The organism is Aquabacterium sp. A08 (assembly GCF_011742065.1).
This window is the reverse complement of the sequence record NZ_JAAQQT010000655.1, coordinates 1-15,566: the sequence shown is the minus strand read 5'-3', so window position 1 is coordinate 15,566 and position 15,566 is coordinate 1. Positions and strand designations below refer to the sequence as shown.

General features: G+C 69.3%; 15 protein-coding genes. 2 read left to right on the top strand and 13 right to left on the bottom strand.

Annotation, left to right across the window (positions count from 1 at the left end; translation table 11 throughout):
• The first annotated feature begins 17 nt into the window (after window positions 1-17).
• Entirely contained in the window at window positions 18-2,273 is a 2,256-nt protein-coding gene (locus HA630_RS15100) for a response regulator (protein ID WP_166834926.1), read from the top strand.
• 185 nt (window positions 2,274-2,458) lie between these two features.
• On the opposite strand, the gene HA630_RS15095 is transcribed toward HA630_RS15100, so the two are convergent.
• Window positions 2,459-2,758, bottom strand: coding sequence for a flagellar basal body protein (locus HA630_RS15095; protein ID WP_166834927.1), 300 nt, complete (start codon window positions 2,756-2,758; stop codon window positions 2,459-2,461).
• 80 nt (window positions 2,759-2,838) lie between these two features.
• Entirely contained in the window at window positions 2,839-4,119 is a 1,281-nt protein-coding gene (locus tag HA630_RS15090) for a solute carrier family 23 protein (RefSeq protein WP_166834929.1), read from the bottom strand.
• A 143-nt stretch (window positions 4,120-4,262) separates the two neighbouring features.
• On the opposite strand from HA630_RS15090, the gene HA630_RS15085 reads away from it, so the two are divergent.
• Window positions 4,263-6,392 carry an acetoacetate--CoA ligase gene (locus tag HA630_RS15085; RefSeq protein WP_166834931.1) on the top strand — a complete coding sequence of 710 codons (2,130 nt, stop codon included), beginning with the start codon at window positions 4,263-4,265 and terminating at the stop codon, window positions 6,390-6,392.
• Window positions 6,393-6,401: 9 nt separating this feature from the next.
• Here HA630_RS15085 and HA630_RS15080 read toward each other — a convergent pair whose 3' ends face one another.
• The 11 genes from HA630_RS15080 to HA630_RS15030 all read right to left on the bottom strand — a co-directional run bounded on the left by HA630_RS15080 (window position 6,402) and on the right by HA630_RS15030 (window position 15,531).
• Window positions 6,402-7,097, bottom strand: coding sequence for an aspartate/glutamate racemase family protein (locus HA630_RS15080; RefSeq protein WP_166834933.1), 696 nt, complete (start codon window positions 7,095-7,097; stop codon window positions 6,402-6,404).
• 7 nt (window positions 7,098-7,104) lie between these two features.
• The gene (locus HA630_RS15075) at window positions 7,105-7,815 is read right to left on the bottom strand and encodes a GntR family transcriptional regulator (RefSeq protein ID WP_166834935.1); all 711 of its coding nucleotides are present in this window, start codon (window positions 7,813-7,815) and stop codon (window positions 7,105-7,107) included.
• On the bottom strand, window positions 7,812-8,702 hold the full coding sequence (locus HA630_RS15070) for an ABC transporter permease (protein WP_166834937.1): 891 nt from the start codon (window positions 8,700-8,702) through the stop codon (window positions 7,812-7,814). The genes HA630_RS15075 and HA630_RS15070 overlap by 4 nt, the downstream gene beginning before the upstream one ends.
• A gap of 1 nt (window position 8,703) precedes the next feature.
• Entirely contained in the window at window positions 8,704-9,609 is a 906-nt protein-coding gene (locus HA630_RS15065; RefSeq protein ID WP_166834939.1) for an ABC transporter permease, read from the bottom strand.
• 15 nt (window positions 9,610-9,624) lie between these two features.
• Window positions 9,625-10,896, bottom strand: a complete 1,272-nt coding sequence (locus tag HA630_RS15060) for a PotD/PotF family extracellular solute-binding protein (protein ID WP_166834941.1) — start codon at window positions 10,894-10,896, stop codon at window positions 9,625-9,627.
• A gap of 74 nt (window positions 10,897-10,970) precedes the next feature.
• Window positions 10,971-12,005: an ABC transporter ATP-binding protein gene (locus HA630_RS15055; protein WP_166834943.1), complete on the bottom strand. Its 1,035-nt coding sequence runs from the start codon at window positions 12,003-12,005 to the stop codon at window positions 10,971-10,973.
• Window positions 12,006-12,154: 149 nt separating this feature from the next.
• Window positions 12,155-13,051 carry a DMT family transporter gene (locus tag HA630_RS15050; protein ID WP_166834945.1) on the bottom strand — a complete coding sequence of 299 codons (897 nt, stop codon included), beginning with the start codon at window positions 13,049-13,051 and terminating at the stop codon, window positions 12,155-12,157.
• Window positions 13,048-13,533 carry a flavin reductase family protein gene (locus tag HA630_RS15045; RefSeq protein WP_166834947.1) on the bottom strand — a complete coding sequence of 162 codons (486 nt, stop codon included), beginning with the start codon at window positions 13,531-13,533 and terminating at the stop codon, window positions 13,048-13,050. The genes HA630_RS15050 and HA630_RS15045 overlap by 4 nt, the downstream gene beginning before the upstream one ends.
• Before the next feature lie 20 nt (window positions 13,534-13,553).
• The gene (locus HA630_RS15040) at window positions 13,554-14,555 is read right to left on the bottom strand and encodes a sensor domain-containing diguanylate cyclase (protein ID WP_166834949.1); all 1,002 of its coding nucleotides are present in this window, start codon (window positions 14,553-14,555) and stop codon (window positions 13,554-13,556) included.
• Window positions 14,552-15,166, bottom strand: a complete 615-nt coding sequence (locus HA630_RS15035) for a chemotaxis protein CheC (protein ID WP_166834951.1) — start codon at window positions 15,164-15,166, stop codon at window positions 14,552-14,554. Before HA630_RS15035 ends, HA630_RS15040 begins: the two co-directional genes overlap by 4 nt.
• Complete coding sequence (locus tag HA630_RS15030) at window positions 15,163-15,531, bottom strand: response regulator transcription factor (RefSeq protein ID WP_371809260.1); 369 nt, start codon at window positions 15,529-15,531, stop codon at window positions 15,163-15,165. The genes HA630_RS15035 and HA630_RS15030 overlap by 4 nt, the downstream gene beginning before the upstream one ends.
• Window positions 15,532-15,566 lie beyond the last annotated feature (35 nt).

The window sequence follows — 15,566 nt, the reverse complement described above, 5'->3', positions numbered from 1 at the left end:
CCGGAACCACACGCACCATGTCACCCCATGCCTGGACCCTGCTGCTGGTCGACGACGAGCCCAGCGTGCTCGAAGTCACCCAACTGGCGCTGGAAGATTTCGAGTTCAAAGGCAAGGGCCTGCGCATGCTCACCGCCACCAGCGCGGCCGAGGCACGGGCGGTCTTCGAGCGCGAGGGCGACATCGCCATGGCCTTGGTGGACGTGGTCATGGAAACCGAACACGCGGGGCTGGACCTGGTGCGCTACGTGCGCAACGAACTGGGCAACCAGGACACCCGCCTGGTCCTGCGCACCGGCAACCCCGGCGCGGCGCCGCCGCTGGAAATCATGCGCCACCTGGAGGTGGACGACTACAAGGAGAAGACCGAACTCACGGTGGAGCGGCTGCACATCACCGTGCTGACCGCGCTGCGGGCCTACCACAACATCAAGGCCAGCATGTCGAAAAGCCGGTTCGTGGCCAACATGAGCCACGAAATCCGCACGCCGCTCAACGCGATCATCGGCCTGTCCAGCCTGATGCTGCGCACCGAGCTCAACGCGCGCCAGCGCAACCACCTGGAAACCATCGAAAGCTCCGGCAAACACCTGCTGGGCGTGGTCAACGACATCCTCGACTTCAGCAAACTGGAGTCCGGCCGCGTCAAGCTGGAACGGCTGGACTTCGACCTGGAGGTGCTGCTCAACAACGTCATGTCCATGATCCTGTTCAAGGCCCAGGACAAGGGGCTGGAGCTGATCCTGGACGTGGAGCCCGACATCGAACGCCACCTGCGCGGCGACGCACAGCGGCTGTCGCAGGTGCTCATCAACTACCTGAACAACGCGGTCAAGTTCACCGAATCCGGGCACATCCAGATCCGCGCACGCCGGGTCGGCCCGCGCAACCCCACCTGGCAAAAACTGCGCTTCGAGGTGACGGACACCGGCATCGGACTGTCGGCGCAGGAGCAGAGCCGGCTGTTCCAGGAGTTTGAACAGGCCGACGCCAGCACCACGCGGCAATACGGCGGCACCGGCCTGGGCCTGGCGATTGCCCGCAACCTGGCCGAGCTGATGGGCGGCGAGGTGGGCGTGGACAGCCAGAAAGGCCACGGCTCCACCTTCTGGTTCACCGCCGTGCTGGAACACGCCTCCAACAGCCACGCGCGCAGCCTGGTGCCGGACGAACACCTCTGGGGCCAGCGGGTGCTGGTGGCCGACGACAACCACGCCACCCGCCAGTTGCTGGAACAAAAGCTGACGCGGATGCACTTTGCGGTGAGCACCGTGGCCAACGGCCAACAAGCGGTGCAAATGGTGCAGCAGGCCGACGCCGCGGGCAAGCCCTTCCGGCTGGTGTTCATGGACTGGCGCATGCCGGAGCTGGACGGCATCAACGGCGCGCGCGCCATCCGGACGCTCCAGTTGCAGCAAGCGGCGCCCTATGTGCTGTGCATCACCGGCGCGGGCCACGACAACCTCGAAGCCGAGGCGCGGCAGGACGACTTCGACGGCATCCTCATCAAACCCGTGACCACCGAGCAGCTGTTCGACGCCGTCATCGAACAGCTGGCCAAACCGGGCCAGGCCCTGGCCCACCGCGCCGAACCGCTGGCGGCCCGCCCCGACTGGGCGCCGGCCTGGACCGCCCAGCTCGCGGGCCGGCGGGTGTTGCTGGTGGACGACGACCGCCTGTACCGCCAGATCGGGGCCGAGCTGCTCAAACTCGCCGGCATGGCGTGCGACCTGGCTGCCCACGGCGCCGAGGCCCTGGAAAAACTGGCCCTGACCCCTTACGACCTGGTCTTGCTCGACATCCACATGCCGGTCATGGACGGCCACGCCACCGCCCAACAGATCCGGCTCAACCCCTTGTACGGCAACCTGCCGGTGATCGCCATGACCGCGGGCGTGTTCCCCCAAGGGGACACCTCCTGGCTCAGCAGCGGTTTCAACGACCTGATCCACAAACCCATCGTCCCCGAAAAGCTGTACGTCAAGCTGCAGCAATGGCTGCCCGCGCCCGGCACGCCCGAGGGCGACCCAGCCGCCCTGGCATGGGACACCCCGCTGGACGAGGACCTGGCGGCGGTGCTGGTGCGCATGGGGGGCTTGCTGGAACTGGGCGACGCCGACGCGCTGGACCTGCTCAACCACCACGGCGAGCGCTTGCGCCGGGCCCTGGGCTCGGCTTTTTCGGCATTCCGCACGGCCGCCGAGGCCTACGAATTCGAGCGCGCCCACCAGCTGCTGCGCGAGGCCCTGGCCCGGCGCCAGGCTCGGGGTTAGTCCCTATGCCCAAACACGGTGCGTCTGCCTAAAATCATGGCACTCGCAGGCGCCGGCTCAACCCGGCACCGCACCGCGAGAGGACCGAGGAGACACCAACTCAAACAACAGACATCCAGCGTCCCCAGGGATGCCATGTACACCGCGCCGACCCCTGGGTCGGCGTTTTTTTGGGTCCGCGCGGTTCAGGCGCGCACGTCGAGCAGGCGGCCCAGGGTGTCGTCGGCGGTCTGCAGCACCCGCAGGTTGGCCTTGAAGGCGTAGGTGGCGGACTTTTGCGCCACCAGGTCCTGCGCCAGGTCGGCGCCGGGCTGCAGGGCCTTGTCCACCCGGGTGCTCACCCCGCCGGCCGGAGCGGCGCTGGCCTGCACCACGTCGCGGCGGTAGCCCTCGGTCTGGGCGTTGGCCACGTTGTTGGCGGCCGCGTTCAGGCGCAGCTGCGCCGATTGCAAGCCGCTGGAGGCAATGGAGGTCAGGCTGTTCATCGGGTCACTCGTTCGGGTCCGTTCAGTGTACGCGGCCGGCCCACGGCCTGTCAGCCGCGGCCGGACGGACGGCACGGGCCTCAGCGCCGGCGGGCGAGCAGCGCGTGCAGCACAATGGCGCCGAAGGTGGCGGTCCCGATGCCGCCCAGCGCAAAGTCGCCGAACTTCAGGGTGTAGTCACCCGTGCCCAGCACCAGGGTGATGGCGGCCACCAGCAGGTTTTTGTTGTCGGAAAAGTCCACCTTGTTGTCCACCCAGATCTTGGCGCCGGCGATGGCGATCAGGCCGAACACCACGATGGACACGCCGCCCATGACCGCCAGCGGAATGGCCTGGATGACGGCGCCGAACTTGGGGCTGAAGCCCAGCACGATGGCCATGCAGCCCGCCACCAGGAAGATGGCGGTGGAGTAGATCTTGGTCGCGGCCATGACGCCGATGTTCTCGGCGTAGGTGGTCACGCCGGTGCCGCCCGCGCTGCCGGCCACCATGGTGGCCAGGCCGTCGCCCATGAAGGCGCGGCCCATGTACACGTCCAGGTTCTGGCCGGTCATGGCCGTCACCGCCTTGATGTGGCCCAGATTTTCCGCCACCAGGATGATGGCGACCGGGGCGATCAGCAGCATGGCGTGGCCGCTGAACACCGGCGCGCTGAAGCTGGGCAGGCCGATCCAGGCCGCGTTGGCGATGCCGCTCAGGTCCAGCGGCTGGCCCAGGCCCAGGCCGTTGGTCAGCACCGCATAGACCACACTGGCCACGATCAGGCCCATCAGGATCAGCAGGCGCTGCACCATGCCGCGGGTGAACACCGCCACCAGCGCCACGCTCACAAAGGTCACGCCCTGCATCCAGGCGTCGAAGCCGGTGGGCGCCATGTTCTTGATCGGGATGTGCGCCAGGTTCAGGCCGATCACCGCCACCACCGAGCCGGTGACCACCGGCGGCATGAAGCGCTCGATCCAGCCGGTGCCCACCGCCTGCACGATGGCCCCGATGACGAAGTACAGCGCCCCGCAGGCGATGATGCCGCCCAGCGCCACCCCGATGTTCGCATTGGGCCCCGGCCCGGCGTAGCCGCTGGCCGCGATCACCACCCCAATGAAGGCGAAGCTGGAGCCCAGGTAGCTGGGCACCTTGCCGCCGGTGACCAGGAAGAACAACAGCGTGCCCAGGCCGCTCATCAAAATGGCGACGTTGGCGTCAAACCCCATGAGGATGGGCGCCAGCACCGTGGCGCCGAACATGGCGATGAGGTGCTGCACGCCCATGACGGCGGTTTGCGGCCAGGGCAGGCGCTCGCCCGGCCCAATGACGCCGCCGGCCTGCAGCGCCGCGTCGGATTTTTCTGTCCAGTGGAACATGGGGTTTTCCCCTCCTCGGTGGTTGATGGGTGGCGAGATTCTGCCCGTTTGCACCAGCCTGGGGCAAGTTTCGCGTCAGCCTTGACGCCAAGGCGATAGTGAACGCCCCCGCCGTGCGAATAATGGGGCCACCGGAGACACCCATGACCGCCCCAGCACACGCCCCCTACATTCCCCAGATCCGCCTGTACCAGGACTGGCTGCGCGAGCAGCGCGGCCTCGCCTTTGCCGACTACGACGCGCTGTGGCGCTGGTCCACCACCGACCTGCCCGGCTTCTGGCAAAGCATCTGGGACTATTTCCAGATGCAGTCGCCCACGCCGCACACCGCGGTGCTGGAGGGCGGGCCCATGCCGCACTTCCGCTGGTTCCCCGGGGCACACACCAACTACGCGCACCAGGTGCTGCGCCACGCCGCGCCGGCCCACGCCGCCGGGCAGCCCGCCATCGTCAGCGAGGACGAGCGCGGCCGCGTGCGCACCCTGAGCTGGCCCGAACTGCGCCGGCAGATCGCCTCGCTGGCGCTGGCGCTGCAAGACATGGGGGTGCAGCGCGGCGACCGCGTGGCCGCCTACCTGCCCAACGTGCCCGAAACGGCGGTGGCCTTCCTGGCCTGCGCCAGCATCGGCGCCGTCTGGAGCGTGTGCGCGCCCGACATGGGCACCGCCGCCGTGCTCGACCGCTTCCAGCAGATCGAGCCCACCGTGCTGATCGCCGCCGACGGCGTGCACTACGGCGGCAAGCCGCTGGACCGTTCCGCCACGGTGGGCGAATTGCGCACGGGCCTGCCCAGCGTGCGGCAGCTGGTGGTGCTGCGCACGCCTTACGCCGCCGAACGCGTGGCCGGCGCCGCCGACTTCGAGGCACTGACCGCCCGCGACAACGCCGCCACCGCCGCCTTCGAACCCGACTGGCTGCCTTTCGAGCACCCGCTGTGGGTGGTGTATTCCAGCGGCACCACCGGCCTGCCCAAACCCATCGTGCATGGGCACGGCGGCATCCTCATGACCATGCTGGCGGCCAAGATCCTGCACAACGACATCGGCCCCAGCTACGCCCCCAACAGCTTCGGCGAGCGCTTCCACTGGTACAGCTCCACCGGCTGGGTGATGTGGAACGCCCAGGTGGCCGGCCTGGCCGGCGGCACCACCATCGTCCTGTACGACGGCAACCCCGGCGGCAGCAAGGACCACCCCGACTGGCACGTGCTGTGGCGCTTCGCGGCGCGGCACCGGGTCACCTTCTTCGGCGCCGGCGCTGCCTACTACGCCAACTGCATGAAAGCCGGCGTGGACCTGCCGGCCCTGCAGGCCGAAGGCTTCGACCTGCGCCGCATCCGCGCCCTGGGCGTGACCGGCTCACCGCTGGCCGAAGACGTGCAACGCTGGGGCAGCGCCCAGTTCGACGCGCTGGGCACCACCATGGTGGGCCCCGCCGGGCCGTCCCAAGGGGCGAAGGCCCCCTCGGGGGGCAGCGAACCCCGTGGGCGTGGGGGCCCGATCTGGTGGTGCAACATCTCCGGCGGCACCGACTTCTGCGGCGCCTTCATCGGCGGCCACCGCGAACTGCCCCAGGTGCCGGGCCAGATGCAGTGCCGCCAGTTGGGCTGCGCGGTCGAGGCCTGGAGCGAAGACGGCCGCCCCCTCATCGGAGAGGTGGGCGAGCTGGTCTGCACCCAACCGATTCCGTCGATGCCGCTGTACTTCTGGAACGACGAGGGCAAACAACGCTACCTGTCGAGCTACTTCGACATGTACCCCGGCGTCTGGCGCCACGGCGACTGGCTCAAGATCGGGGCCGACGGCGGCTGCGTCATCTTCGGCCGCTCCGACGCGACCATCAACCGCCACGGCCTGCGCATGGGCACCAGCGAGATCTACGCCGCCGTCGAAGCCCTGCCCGAGGTGATGGACAGCCTGGTGGTGGACCTGGAATACCTGGGCCGCGACAGCTACATGCCGCTGTTCGTGGTGCTGCGCCCCGGCGTGGACTGGAACGACGCGGTGCGCGAGCGCATCGCCGGCGCCATCCGCAACGCGCTGTCGCCGCGCTTTGTGCCCGACGAGATCGTGCCGGTGGCCGAAATTCCGCGCACGCTCAGCGGCAAGAAGCAGGAGCTGCCGATCAAGAAGCTGCTGCTGGGCCAACCGCTGGACAAGGTGGTGAACCGCGACGCCATGGCCAACCCGGGCTGCCTGGGCTGGTACGTGGCCTTTGCCCAGCAGCACCTGGCGCACGCGGCGGCCCATCCCGCGGCACACCCCGCGGCCTGAACGCGCGGCTCAGGCCGGCGGCCACCAGGTCGGCCGCCCCAGGCCCGCGGAAGCCGGGGCGCGCCAGACCCAGCGCGCCGCGGCGGCCACGCTGTCGATCAGCGGCACCGGCACCCGCGGCTGCATGACTTCGGCCAGGCCCGCCAGCCCGGCCCCGCCGACGACGATGGCGTCCACCCGGTGGCGGTCCAGCACCCGGGCGCAGGCCGCCACCAGCAGGTCCTGCGCGGCCTGCGGGTCGGCGCGCAACTCGGCCCCGCTCAGGGCCACGGTCTCGATGGCCGCCACCCGGTCGCCCCCGGCCAGGGCCGGCAACAGACGCTGCAACATCGGCCGCCAGGCGTGCCCGCCGGTGACGATGCCGACCCGCCCGTGGACCGCGGCTTCGGCCACCGCCGCCTCGGCCAGCCCGGTCACCGGGCAGGCGGCGCGTTCGCGCAGGGCCAGCAGGCCCGGGTCGCCGAAGCAGGCGATCACGATGCCTGCGGGCGCCGGCCCGGCGGCGCTGGCGCGTTGCCACGCGTCCAGCGTGGCGTGGGCGGCCACGGCGTAGCTGGTTTCACAGGCGATGTAGGGCGCCCCGAAGCGGGCGGTCACGGCCTGCACCCGCACCCCCAGCGGGCCGGCCGCGACCAGGTGCTCGGCCACCGTGTCGGTGATGGCCGCGGTGGTGTTGGGGTTGATGAGCAGCAGCGTGCGCGTCATGACCGGCTCACAGGCCCAGCAACTCGGCCAGCTCGCCGCTGGGCGGCGCGTCGGTGGGAAACACCAGGCTGGCTTCGATGCGCTGCAGGTGCTCGCGCATCAGCCGCGTGGCCTCGGGCGCGATGCGCAGGCGGATGGCCTGCAGCAGGGCGCGGTGCTCGTCGCAACCGCAGGCCGCGGCGTGCTGACGAGGCGCCCCGCCGCTCGGCCCATAGGCCATGAGGATGAGCGAGGTGCGCGACACCAGCTCGCGCAAAATGCGCCCCAGCGTGGCCTGCCCCGACACCGCGGCGATGCGCAGGTGGAACTCGCCCGACAGGCGGATGGCGCGCTGCAGATCGCCCTGGGCACGGGCCGCCTCTTCGGCCTCGATCAGGCCGCGCAAACCGGCGATGTCGCCGTCGCTGGCGCGCACCAGAAACCGCTCCACCAGCGTGGGTTCGATCAGGCAACGCGCCTCGAACACCTCCTGCGCCTCCTGCGGCGTGGGCTCGGCGATCACGGCGCCGCGGTTCGGGATCAGCGTCACCAGGCGCTCGCTGGCCAGGCGCGCCAGCACCGGCCGGATGCGGGTGCGCGACACCCCGAACGCCGCCGCCAGCTTGTCTTCCACCAGCCGGGTGCCCGGCGGCAGGCGGTGGTCCAGCACCGCCGAGACGATGCGCTCGTGCATCTCGGCATCGGACAGGGCCACGGGCGCGCTGTCGACGTCGCTCATCGGGCGGCCCCCTTCTGGCGCTGGCGCAAGGCCCAGGTCGCCGCCATGGCCAGCCCCATGACCGCGAACGACACCACCGTGGTCAGCGTGCCCAGCGCGTAAATGGCCGGCGTGGTGACGGTGGTGGTCAGGCCCTGCAGTTCCAGCGGCAGCGTGTTGACGTCGCCAATGGCCTGCGAGGTGCGGGCGATTTCGTCCCAGCTGAGGGTGAAGCCAAACATGCCGACGCCGATGGCCGAGGGCGCGATCAGCGGCAGCACCACGTGGCGGAAGGTCTGCCAGGGCGTGGCGCCCAGGTCGCGCGCGGCCTCCTCGTAGGCCGGGTTGAAGCGGTTGAACACCGCGAACATGATGAGCAGGCCGAAGGGCAGCGTCCACGTCAGGTGCGCGCCCAGGGCCGAGGTGAACAGGCCCAGGCTGGTGTTGAAGGATTCCAGGTATTCGGTCATCTCCCAGTGCTCGAACACGCTGCGCAGGGCCGTATCGATGAGACGGAACTGCAGGCCGATGCCCAGCGACACCACGATGGACGGCATGATCAGGCTGGCCACGGTGACGTAGAACAGCGCGTTGCCGCCGCGCAGCCGCTTGCGGAAGGCCAGCGCCGCCAGCAGCGACAGCCCCACCGTCAGCACCATCACCGTCACGCCCAGCGCCAGCGAACGCTTGAAGGCCGCCCCAATGTCCACCACGCCCAGGCCCTCGGCCAGCTGGCGGTACCAGTGCAGCGACACGCCGCGCATCGGGAAGGTCAGGCCGCCCTCGGGGCCCTGGAAGCTCAGGGCAAAGATGGTCAGCATCGGGCCGTACAGGAACAGCACGAACAGGCCAAACACGGCGGCCAGCGGCCAGAAGCCGGGCGCACGGGGTTCGCGGAAACGGGCCATGTCACAGCTCCTTGCGGATGTCGACCACGCGGGTCAGGCCCCAGACGATCATCAGCACCGTCAGCAGCAGCACCACCGCGTTGGCCGCGGCCAGCGGGAACTGCAGGTACGAGGTCTGCACCTGGATCATCTTGCCGATGGAGGCGATCTGCTGCCCGCCCATCACGCCCACGGTGACGAAGTCGCCCATGACGATGGTGACGATGAAGATGGAGCCGATCAGGATGCCGGTGCGCGACAGCGGCACCACCACGTGCCACAGCGTCTGCCAAGGGCTGGCGCCGGCGTCCTTGGCGGCCTCCAGCAGCGAGCGGTCGATGCGCATCATGGAGTTGAAGATGGGCACGATCATGAACATGGTGTAGAGGTGGACAAAGGCCAGCAGCACCGAGAAGTTGGAAAACAGCAGCCAGTCCAGCGGGCCGTCGGTCAGGTGCAGGCCTTGCAGGCCCTGGTTCACCAGGCCGTTGCGGCCCAGCAGGGGCACCCACGAGATCATGCGGATGACGTTGGACGTCCAGAACGGCACGGTGCAGAGCACGAACAACAGGGTCTGCATGTCGGGCGAGCGCACGTGGAAGGCCAGGAAATAGGCCAGCGCGAAGCCCAGCACCAGGGTCACGGCCCAGGTCAGCAGGGTGAACTGCAGGGTGGACAGGTAGGTGGAGAGGGTGACGCAGAAGTCGCCGTGCTCGGTCAGGCGGCTGCAGCCCTCCCACATCGACACGTAGTTGCGCCAGGTGAAGGCGGGCAGCAGCTCGTAGTCGTTGAAGTCCCAGAAGCTGACCATGACGACCAGCCCCAGGGGGACGAGAAAGAACACCAGGAACACCGCCGAAAACGGCAGCGCCTGCCACCAGGGGTGCAGCCCGGTGTGGGCGCGTGGGGGTTTCGCGGCGGTGCTCATGCGGGCCTCAGACCGTCAGGCGGCGACGAACTCGTTCCACTTGCGCACCATGTACTCGTTCTCGTCCATGATGGCGTTCCAGCAGGCGATGCCGCCCATGCGCTGTTCGTAGCTGCCGCCGTCGCGCACCGCGCCCTTCTTGGCCAGCACGTCGCCGTTGGGGCTCTTGATGTCCTGGGTGGCGGCTTTGCCTTCCATCCAGTAGGCCCATTCGTAGGCCTCCATCTTGGCCTTGGCGGTGTCGAGCACGGCGCTGTAGTAGCCCTGGCGGTTCAGGTAGGCGCCGGCCCAGCCGTCGAGGAACCAGTTGATGAACTCGTAGGCCGCGTCCTGCTTCTTGCCCGACAGGGTCTTGGGCAGGCCAAAGCCGGCGGCCCAGGCGCGGTAGCCCTCTTTCAGCGGCTGGAAGGTGCAGTCGATGCCCTTGGTGCGCACCGCCGTCACGGCCGGGCTCCACATGGACTGGATCACCACCTCGCCCGAGGCCATCAGGTTCACGCTCTCGTTGAAGTCCTTCCACAACGAGCGGAACTGGCCGGCCTTCTTGGCTTCGATCAGTGTCTTGATGGTGAGGTCGATCTCCTTCTTGGTCATGTTGCCCTTGTCGGGGTACTTGTACAGGCCCATGGCCTCCACCACCATGGCCGCGTCCATGATGCCGATCGACGGGATGTTCAGGATCGCCGCCTTGCCCTTGAACTCGGGGTTCAGCAGTTCGGCCCACGAGGAGATGGGGCGCTTGATCAGGTCGGGGCGGATGCCCAGGGTGTCGGCGTTGTAGACGGTGGGGATCAGCGTCATGAACTGGGTCGGCGCGCTGGCGAACTTCTTGGCGCTGGGCGATTCGAGGTACATCACCTTCTTCGGCGCGGTGCCCTGGTCGCCCACCTTCTTGCCGGCGACTGCGCCCTGGGTGAACAGGGGGGTGATCTTGTCGGCGTGCTTGATGCGCTTGCTGTCGATGCCCAGCAGGTTGCCGCTGGGGATGATCTTTTTCAGCGAGAAGTACTCGGTGTCGATCAGGTCGAAGCTGTTGGGCGCGGTGATGGCGCGCTTGGTGACCTCGTCGGTGGTCACGGCCACGTACTGGATCTTGATGCCGGTGTCGGCCTCGAATTTTTCGGCGATGGCCTTGTCCTGGTTCACCGCGGTGCCGAGGTAGCGCAGCGTCACCTTTTCCTGCGCATGGATGGCCGGGAACATGCCGCTGGCCAAAATGGCGGCGGCGCCCTTGAGCAGTTGGCGGCGCTGGGGTTCGGCGCTCGGGGTGTCAACGGTGTTCGACATGGACAAAACTCCTGGTGGGATGAAAAAACCTGAAGCCGTCAGGCGGCGGTGGGGGAAAACGCTTGAACAACGCTTCAATGCGCGGCCAGGCGGTGCGCCTGTTCCGGCCGCCACGACACCCAGACCGGCTGGCCCGGTTGCACCGGCTGGCGCTGGAACTCGGCCTCGGACAGGCTGACCTGGATGCTGCGGGCCGCCCCGGTGCCTGCCCCGGCCTCGATGCCGAGCAGCACGTAGGTGCCCTGGTACTCGATGTCGCACACCTGGCCGTGGGCGTGCGGCTGGCCCGCGGTGGCATCGGCGCTCAGGTGCAACGCCAGCCGGTCGGCGCGCACGGCCACGCGGCCACCGGTGGCGGCGTCGTCGAACACGTTGTGCCCGCCCATGAAGCTGGCCACGAATTCGGTCGCCGGGGCGTTGAACACCTCGCGCGGGCTGGCCGCCTGTTCGATGCGGCCGTGGTTCATCACCACCATCTGGTCGGCCAGGGCCATGGCCTCTTCCTGCGAATGGGTGACGTGGACGAAGGTCAGCCCCAGTTCGCGCTGCCAGCTGCGCAGCTCGGCGCGCATCTGCACCCGCAGGAAGGGGTCCAGCGCCGACAGCGGCTCGTCCAGCAACAGCACCTGCGGCCGGGTGATGAGGGCGCGCGCCAGCGCCACGCGCTGCTGCTGCCCGCCCGACAGTTCACCCGGCTTGCGCTGCGCCAGGTGGCCCATGGCGACGCGCTCCAGCAGGTCCTGCGCCTGGGCGCGGCGCTCGGCCGTGCCCACGCCGCGCATCTTCAGGCTGAAGGCCACGTTGTCCAGCGCGCTCAGGTGCGGGAACAGGGCGTAGCTCTGGAACATCATGGCGGTGCCGCGCTCGGCCGCCGGCAGGTCGGTGATGTTGCGCCCGGCCAGCAACACGTCGCCGCTGCTGACGGTTTCGTGCCCGGCGATCATGCGCAGGGTGGAGCTTTTGCCGCAGCCCGACGGCCCCAGCAAGCAACAGTAGCTGCCGGCCGGAATGCGCAGGTCGATGCCATCGACCGCCACGGCGGCGTGGTCGTAGCGCTTGGTCAGCGCGATCAGTTCCAGCGAGGAAGAAGCGGGGGCGGTGGGGCTCATGCCCAGGGTGATGCAACCCCCGTGCCAGGTTTGTATGCAATCGAATCCACAGATTGCATACAAAATTCAGCGCAACGGTGCACAGTTTTGGGCGCGCTGCGCGGCCCTGGTGCGTTGCGCGCACCCGCCTGGGTGGCCGGTCGCGGGCCTCAGCCCTTGCGGCTGACCAGCACGATGCCCACCGCCACGCCCAGCAAGGCCAGCACCAGCTGCACGGTCAGGGGCTCGCCCAGCAGGCCGACCCCGAACAGCAGCGCGAACACCGGTGTGAGAAACACGAAGGTGGACATCTGCGTGGCCGGGTAGTGGCGCAGCAGCCACATCCAGGTCAGGTAGCTGGCGAAGGCGCCCACCGCGGTCTGCAGCGCGATGGAGCCCCAGGCCAGACCGGAATAGTCGAAACGCCAGGGTTCGCCCAGCGCCAGCGACAGCAGCGGCGCCACCGCCGCCGTCACCGCCACCTGGTAGAACAGGGTTTTTTCGGCGCTGGCCTGGGCCAGCCGGCTGGTGCGGATGACCAGCGTGGTCAGGCCCCACATCGCGCCCGCGGCCAGGGCGATGGCGTCGCCCATGAGCTGGGTGCGGGTGGAGTGGGCAAAGCCCTCGCTGAAGGCCACCGCCACCGACACAAACGCCAGCAGCAGGCCCACCCACTGCACCGCGCGCAGCCGTTCGCTGGGCACGAAGCGCGGCAGCAGCAGCGCCACCACAAACGGCGAGGTGTAGAGGAACACGGTCAGCCGCGAGGCGGTGGTGTACTGCAGCCCGAGGTAGATGCCGGCAAATTCGCCGGCGAACAGCAGCCCGGCCAGCAGGCCGGCGGCCAGGGTGCCGTCGCGCGCGAACAGCGGCACCCGGCGCCAGGCGCACCAGATCCCCAGCAGCGCGGTGGCGCCGGCAAAGCGCAGGCTGGCCTGCCACAGCGGCGGCACCTCGGCCACGGTGGTCTTGATCAGGATCTGCTGGAAGCCCCAGAAGGCGCAGCACACCAGCAGCAGGCCCACGGCCAGCCGGTCCAGGTGGGGCTTGCGCGCGGCGGGGCTCACAGCGGGTGTTCGGTGTAGAACTGGCCGCCGTGGTAGAGCAGCGGTGGCGTGTCGGTGCGGTGGCTGCAGCGCTCCACCTCGCCGACGAAGATGATGTGGTCACCCTCTTCGTAGCGGCTGCGGTTGAGGCACTCGAACACCGCCACCGCGCCGTCGAGCAGCGGCACGCCGGCGGCGCCCTCGGTGTAGGGCACGCCGTCCCAGCGGTCCACGCCCTTGCTGGCGAAGCGCAGCGCCAGCTCGCGCTGCTGCGCGCCCAGCACGTTGATGGCGTAGTGGGTGCCGGCCTGGAACGCCGGCATCGACGCCGACTGGCGCGACAGGCTCCACAGCACCAGCGGCGGGGCCAGCGAGACGGAGTTGAAGGAATTGGCGGTCAGGCCGACCAGGGCGCCGTCGGGCGAACGGGCGGTGACGATGGTCACCCCCGTGGCGAAACGGCCCAGGGCGGCGCGGAAACTCGCGGTCGTGGGAATCTGCATCCCCGCGATTGTGCCGGCTCTCAACGACCCGTGCTGGCGGGCAGCAACACCTCGACCCGGTCGCGGCCCAGGCGCTTGGCCTGGTACAGCGCGCGGTCGGCCAGCATCAGCAGGGTGTCGGCGCCCATGCCGGGCACCGGCACCTCCGACGCCACGCCGGCGCTCACCGTGACCACCCCGTGCGGGCTGACCACGTGCGGCAGCCCTTCGGCGCGCACCGCGTCCACCACCTGCTGGGCCAGGCGCAGGGCGCCGCCCAGGTCGGTGTCGGGCAGGATCATGCCGATTTCCTCGCCACCGTAGCGGCAGACCACGTCGCGCGGGCGCTGGCCCATGGACTCGATCAGGCCGGCCACGGTTTTCAGGCAGGCGTCGCCACGCTGGTGGCCGTAGCTGTCGTTGTACTGTTTGAAGTGGTCGATGTCGAACAGCACCAGGCTCAGCCCCTGGCGTTGGCGCAGGGCGTGGCGCCACTCGCGGTCCAACATGGCGTCGAAATGGCGGCGGTTGCCGATGTCGGTCAGCGCGTCCACGTGGGCCATGGCGTGCATGCGTTCGGCCTGCTGCTTGAGCAGGCGCTCGCGCGCCACCGCCGGGCTCACGTCGGTCACCTGCACCAGCACGTAGCGCTGGCCCACCTCCTGGGCCATGGCGTTGCCCATGGGCACGATCTGGATGGACTGCTTGAGCCGCACCGGCTCGGCCGCCGACAGCGACGGGTGGAACAGCGGCAGCGGCGACAGGTGCAGGGTCTCGGACAGCACCGCCGGAAAGCCGGTGCGCAGGGCCTCGGTCAGGGCACGTGCCAAGTGGCTGCCGGCCAGTTCGGGGAACACCGCCAGCAGCGGCTGGCCCTGCAGTTCGTCGGCGCTGCGGCGGGCGCGCCGCAGCAGCCAGGGGTTGGCAAACACCACCCGCTGCTGCGCGTCCAGCACCAGCAGGCCCGACTGCACGTTGCCCAGCACCCAATCGGCCCAGGGGCCCAGACAGGGGCGCGGGGCCGCGTGGGCGCAAGCCGTCATGCCCCGGCCTCCAGCCGGCGGATGAAGTCGGCCACCTTGGCCTCCAGCCGACCGCTGGACTGCATGTCCAGCAAAAAGGCCAGGTGGCCCACGATGCTGCGGGTGGCGATCTCGAAACGCACCTGCAGGCTCAGCAGCGGCTCGCTGACCGACTCGTTGGCCAGCAGCACGTCGGACAGCACGCCCAGCTCCACCTCGGGCAGGCTGCCGTCGAAAGCGATGCCCAGCGCGTCACCGACGCTGGCCACCACCGAGTTGAGCAGGATGTTGCCGATCTCGGCCAGCGCCTCCTGCTCCATCTCGCCCAGCTGTTCCAGCGGCAGCACGTCGCCGACCATGATCTGCACCAGCTGCAGGCTGTGCTCGGCCGGGAACATCAGCACCGCGTCGGTGACGATTTCGCCGTGGAAGCCTTGTCGCACCGCGCTGATGCGGCGGTCGCCGTCGGCCCCGAGCTGGCGCACCACCTCGGCCTTGGGCAGCAGCTGCACGCGCGGGATGCTCAGTTGCACCGCCTCGCCGGCCAGCTGGCTCAGGGCGTCGGCGGCCTGCCCCACCCCGAGGTTGAACAGCTCGGCCAGGGCGTCCAGCTCCAGTTCATTCAGGGTCATGGCCGCGCCGCGAAGTGCTCAACCACCTGCTGGATGGCCGCCTCGGTCACCGGTTTTTGCACGAACTTCACGCCCATGCCGGCGGCGCGCTCGCGGCTGCTTTCTTGGATGTTGGCCGTCAGCATGGCGATGCGGGCCTCGGGCAGCAGCGCGCGCAGCCGTTCGGCCGCCTCGAAACCGCTGATGCCGGGCATGTTCACGTCCATGGTCACGAAGTCGGGCCGCAGCTGCGGCGCCAGGGCCAGGGCCTCGTCGCCGGTGGTGGCTTCGAACACCTCCCAGTCGGGCCGCAAGCTGGCCACCTTGCCTTTGATGATCATGCGGGAGACGCGGCTGTCGTCCACCACCAACAATCGATTGCCCACGCGCTGCCTTTGTGTCTGTGCCGGTCCCTGCCCGT